At 44.6% G+C, this 4556-nt stretch carries 4 protein-coding genes; 1 reads left to right on the top strand and 3 read right to left on the bottom strand.

The features are described 5' to 3' along the window. The 3 genes from B7C60_RS18350 to B7C60_RS07735 all read right to left on the bottom strand — a co-directional run. Positions 1 to 1187 (bottom strand): FtsX-like permease family protein (locus tag B7C60_RS18350; protein ID WP_245868879.1); only part of this gene is annotated, 1187 nt, incomplete at its 3' end. After that, positions 1168 to 1839 (bottom strand): ABC transporter ATP-binding protein, encoded by a 672-nt coding sequence (locus tag B7C60_RS07740; protein WP_099611338.1) that lies wholly within the window; start codon positions 1837 to 1839, stop codon positions 1168 to 1170. The genes B7C60_RS18350 and B7C60_RS07740, both read right to left, overlap by 20 nt. A 123-nt stretch (positions 1840 to 1962) precedes the next feature. Further along, positions 1963 to 3339: an MATE family efflux transporter gene (locus tag B7C60_RS07735; RefSeq protein WP_099611157.1), complete on the bottom strand. Its 1377-nt coding sequence runs from the start codon at positions 3337 to 3339 to the stop codon at positions 1963 to 1965. A gap of 168 nt (positions 3340 to 3507) precedes the next feature. Here B7C60_RS07735 and B7C60_RS07730 point away from each other — a divergent pair. Continuing rightward, positions 3508 to 4556 (top strand): NAD(P)H-binding protein (locus B7C60_RS07730; protein ID WP_245868877.1); only part of this gene is annotated, 1049 nt, incomplete at its 3' end.

Genomic DNA, 4556 nt, shown 5'->3' with positions numbered 1-4556 from the left:
CCCAACGCACAAGCCACTATAGCCTGTAAGGTAAATTCTGCCCCCGCAAAACGTGCTAATGATAAACGCGTGGTTAATCGAATCGGTTGAGACATGAGTAAACGAATTAAAGGCCAGGCACACGAAATTAAGGCAGCAATCATCGCCATCAATAAGCTGTAACTGCCCCATTCCCAACGCCAATTAATAGAAAGCCCGACATGTGCATCATATAAATTACTTAAGCTCGCCGAAACCGATGGCAGTAACTGATTAGCGAGCAATAAGCCTAAAACGTTGCCACATAGCCAACTAAATAAGATCAACCCAATGAGTTCTATTGATAAAGCTTGCGCTAGCTGCCAACCAGAGACCCCGGTTTGTCGTAAAATCCCAACCAAAGGCTGCCGCTGGATCAGCGAAAGTGACATCGCCTGATAAAAAATGAACATCCCCACCAGAAAAGATAGCATTCCTAATGCAGTCAAGTTCATATGGAACGCTTGCGTTAATGATTCCAGATCTGAGCGAGATGTCCTGACCAATACCATGCCATTGGGCAAACTTTGCTTTAATTTTTCCAACTTACGACTTGGCATCTCTCCACAACTAATCACAGAAAGCCCAGCACTCTTACGTAATGTTCTCACCAAGGAAAGATCAGCGATCACCCGAGTCCCATTGATCAAATGATAGCGGTCAACCAATATCGGGCCTAAAGCACTCCCTTCCTCTAACAAAATAAAATCGCCATCTTGCCACTGTTGTAAAGCTGCAAACTCTTGGCTGACAAGCACTGGATAAGGGGCCCTCATTAAAGAAAGCGTGACCATTTCAGGCAATGGACGATCACTATTAATCGGTAACATCGCTACGGTATCAATTCCGAGTAAAGTAATGTCAATTCCATTTTGAGTGGTTAAACGATAATTGTCGAAAGGGACACATTGCTGAAAACCTTCGCGGCGCAACTGGACATAAAAACCTTGTGGGATTTTATTGGCTATATGTTTAGGGCGAATGCGATAAGGTAAAGGATTAGAGAAAAGTTTTTCACCGTGCTGATAACTCTGCTGCGCGTGTTGGTTAATCGCAGTCACACCCACCAACAAAGAGACACTGAGTGTTAAACCGAGCCAAACCAAAAAAATTTGCAGAGGGTAACGCCGATAGTGCCCAAGTAGCGCTTTAACTACGGGCCATAACATGAAGCTGCCCCCCTTGTAGGCGGATACACCCACGCATATGCTGAGCCACTTTTTCACTATGGGTAACCAGTAATAAAGTACAATCAAGCTGACGAGTTAAGCTGGTCAACAAACGCATCACCGCTTCTGCATTACGTTCATCTAAACTTCCTGTCGGTTCATCAGCCAACAAAAGCGTCGGTTGCATGTACAAGGCTCGAGCAATGGCAGCACGTTGTTGCTGACCACCCGAAACCTCTTCCGGGTAGCGCCCTAGCAACGGCATTAAATCTAATGATGAAAGAATTTGTCGCAGTAAACCTTGATCTTCCGCAAGCCCTTTCAGTTGGCGACAAAAACGGATGTTATCGGCAATATTGAGGGTTGGTAACAAATTAAACTGTTGAAAAATGTGACCGATATTATTGCGACGAAAAGCGGTTCGTTTATGTTCAGAGGTACGATGCATGGCAAAACCAGGAAACCAGATTTCACCAGAGTCAGCACTATCAAGCCCAGCGATCAAATTCAGTAACGTGCTTTTTCCTGACCCGCTTTCCCCCATCAACGCCAGCTGGTCGCCTCGATTTAACGTTAACTCTGCACCTTGTAACACAGGGTGGAACTCATCACCATCCACATAACCTTTGCACAAGTCTATCAGTTGTAACATTAAATCACTCACCATTGCTCAAAATAAGACTGAGAATCTACACTAAATCCTTTCAGGTAGAAAGTTTTTTGGACGCCAGATCACAAAATATGAATCAAATTGCATCAAAATGACAACCTCAGCCTAATTTTCAATCAAATTACGCATCCATTTTTTACTAAACATTCGCCACATTGATCCACCCCATTTAATCAGCTCTTCAAGTAAAAACAGCAAATATATCCACTCAGGAGCGAGATTGAAATAAATAGCAGACAGTGCCGTGAGTGGAATACCGATCAACCACTGAGCACATACATCTTGCGCAAAACAAAATTTCACATCGCCCCCGGCTCGTAATACCCCGACAATCACTGTCATTGGTACAGAACGTAGCACAATCCCTACACTCAAAATCATGATAAATTTTTCGGCCAACTGACGCGTTTCTTCGGTCAGAGCGCTGAATGCATTTAAAATTGGAATTTGAATTATAAAGAGCGCGATAGCAACCACGATACCAGCGATAAAACTTAAAATAGTTACTCCGATTGCTTGGTAATACACCGCATCATATTGCTTTGCCCCCAGTTGGTTACCCACCAACACAGCAGCAGCATTCGACATACCAATCAACAAGCTCAGTGAAATCGATTCTACTGGCGTCATGACAGACAAGGCGGCTAAACCTTGGACACCACTTTGTCCCATAATGGCATGGTAAACAAATAGACCACCAGCCCACGTCAAAAAGTTAAACGTCGTGGGCAAAGAGAGTTGCAAAAAACGGGCAATCGGTTTCCACACCATTACCGCTTTAATATCATTCCATCCAAAAGCAAGTAGATGCTTCTTGCGATAAAGATAGCCATATAAACACCCAACCTCTATAGCACCACTTAATACGGTCGCGATGGCGGCACCTTCAATACCCAAAGCGGGGAAGCCCAATTTGCCAAAAATTAGCACCCAGTTAAGCATCACGTTAGCGACAATACCAATACCACTGAAAAAGGTACTCACTCCTGGTTTGTGCATCGCACGCAGCCCTACCGCCATACTGCTGACACAAGCAACGGCCAGCATACTTAGTGAGGTAATAACAAGATATTGGCTACCCAGTGCATTGACTTGCAGCGAATCTGTGGTTAATCCCATGATTTGGCTAGGAAACAATAAAAAAAGTGCGACAGTAAATAGGGCAAAGAAGGTGGAAATCAACCAAGTCAGAGCGGTACTCTCTCGTACCCCTTGATGATTGGCGGCCCCCCAATACTGAGCGGTTAATAATGCCCCTCCAGTTGTCACCCCCACTAGCATAATGGTTGTTACAAAAGTCGCTCTTGCGGCGACACCGACGGCTGCAATTTCTGCCTCACCCAGTTGACCGAGCATCAGTACATCGACTAACCCCCGGCTCGAAAACATGATACTTTGTAAACTGATCGGTAAAGCAATAGCGATCAAGCGACGCAGAAAATCCCCTTTGGTGTAGTATATAACTTGAGAAATAGCAGACAACGGATCACCTCTGTCGTGAGAGTTTGATATGATGAGTATTCTCGCCACTGTTCATCGGCAAAACGATTGCCGATTCAAAAGCGAATATACAACTGGGTATACCATTTATTAACCCGTGAATTATACGCATCGATATAAATTCAAACTAGTCCATATGAAGGAATAAAGATGAAAAAGGTATTAGTGTTAGGTGCTTCGGGTTATGTCGGCTCACAATTGCTTCCTCTATTGCTGAACGAAGGTTACACCGTCACCGCTACCGCTCGACAGGTAGAAGAATTATCCGATCGTATTCCTGCCCATCCTCAATTGACCATCACGCATCTTGATCTTGCGGAGCGAGATCAGACCATACAATTGATTAACGATTTTGATTTAGTCTATTTTCTGGTTCATGGCATGGCACAAGGAGGAGATTTTGTTGATTATGAACTGTCACTTGCCGAGAATGTTCGCCTAGCGCTAGATCAAAGCCAAGTTCAACATGTGATTTATCTCAGCGCCTTGCAGCCGCTTGTCGGACATTCGGAACATTTATTGGCAAGACAGAAAACTGGAGACATTCTACGCCAAAGCCGCGTTCCAATCACTGAACTACGCGCCGGAGTTATTATTGGCCCAGGTTCAGCCGCTTTTGAGATCATGCGAGATTTTGTCTATAACTTGCCCATTTTAATTACCCCCAAATGGGTCGATTCCAAAGCGAATCCAATTGCACTGGATAACCTCAACAACTATTTACTCAATCTGGCTAAAGAAACACCTCAAGCCCACCAACAATTCGAAGCGGGTGGCCCCGATATTCTTAGTTATCGAGAGCAATTTGATATTATTTGTCAGTTAGCGGGTAAACCATTTCGACTCTGGTCTACCCGCTTACTCACACCACGTATGGCGTCTTATTGGCTTGGGCTGGTAACTTCAGTTCCCTCTAGTATTGGGCGCGCACTACTCGATGGATTAGCGCATGACTATATTGCTAAGGCTGATGAACTTCATCAGCGCTATCCTCAGCCACTGATCTCATACTATCAAGCCGTACAAAACACCATTGAGCAAGAAGGTCAGTTTATTCGCAGCAATGTATGGGGGTTTGATCCCGGTGCAATGCAACGTTGGCAGCCCGGTTTTGGGTTCTATGCTAAAAAAACCGGAGCCACAATCACGACAGAAGCAACCAGAGCACAACTTTGGCATGTTATAAAAACCATTGGTAG

The sequence above is a fragment of the Vibrio fujianensis genome, from assembly GCF_002749895.1.
Taxonomy (GTDB): domain Bacteria; phylum Pseudomonadota; class Gammaproteobacteria; order Enterobacterales; family Vibrionaceae; genus Vibrio; species Vibrio fujianensis.
This window is presented reverse-complemented; position numbering and strand designations above follow the sequence as displayed.

Coding starts and splice junctions, on each gene's coding strand:
- B7C60_RS07740 (WP_099611338.1), bottom strand. CDS start 1,839: ATGTTACAACTGATAGACTTGTGCAAAGGTTATGTGGATGGTGATGAG.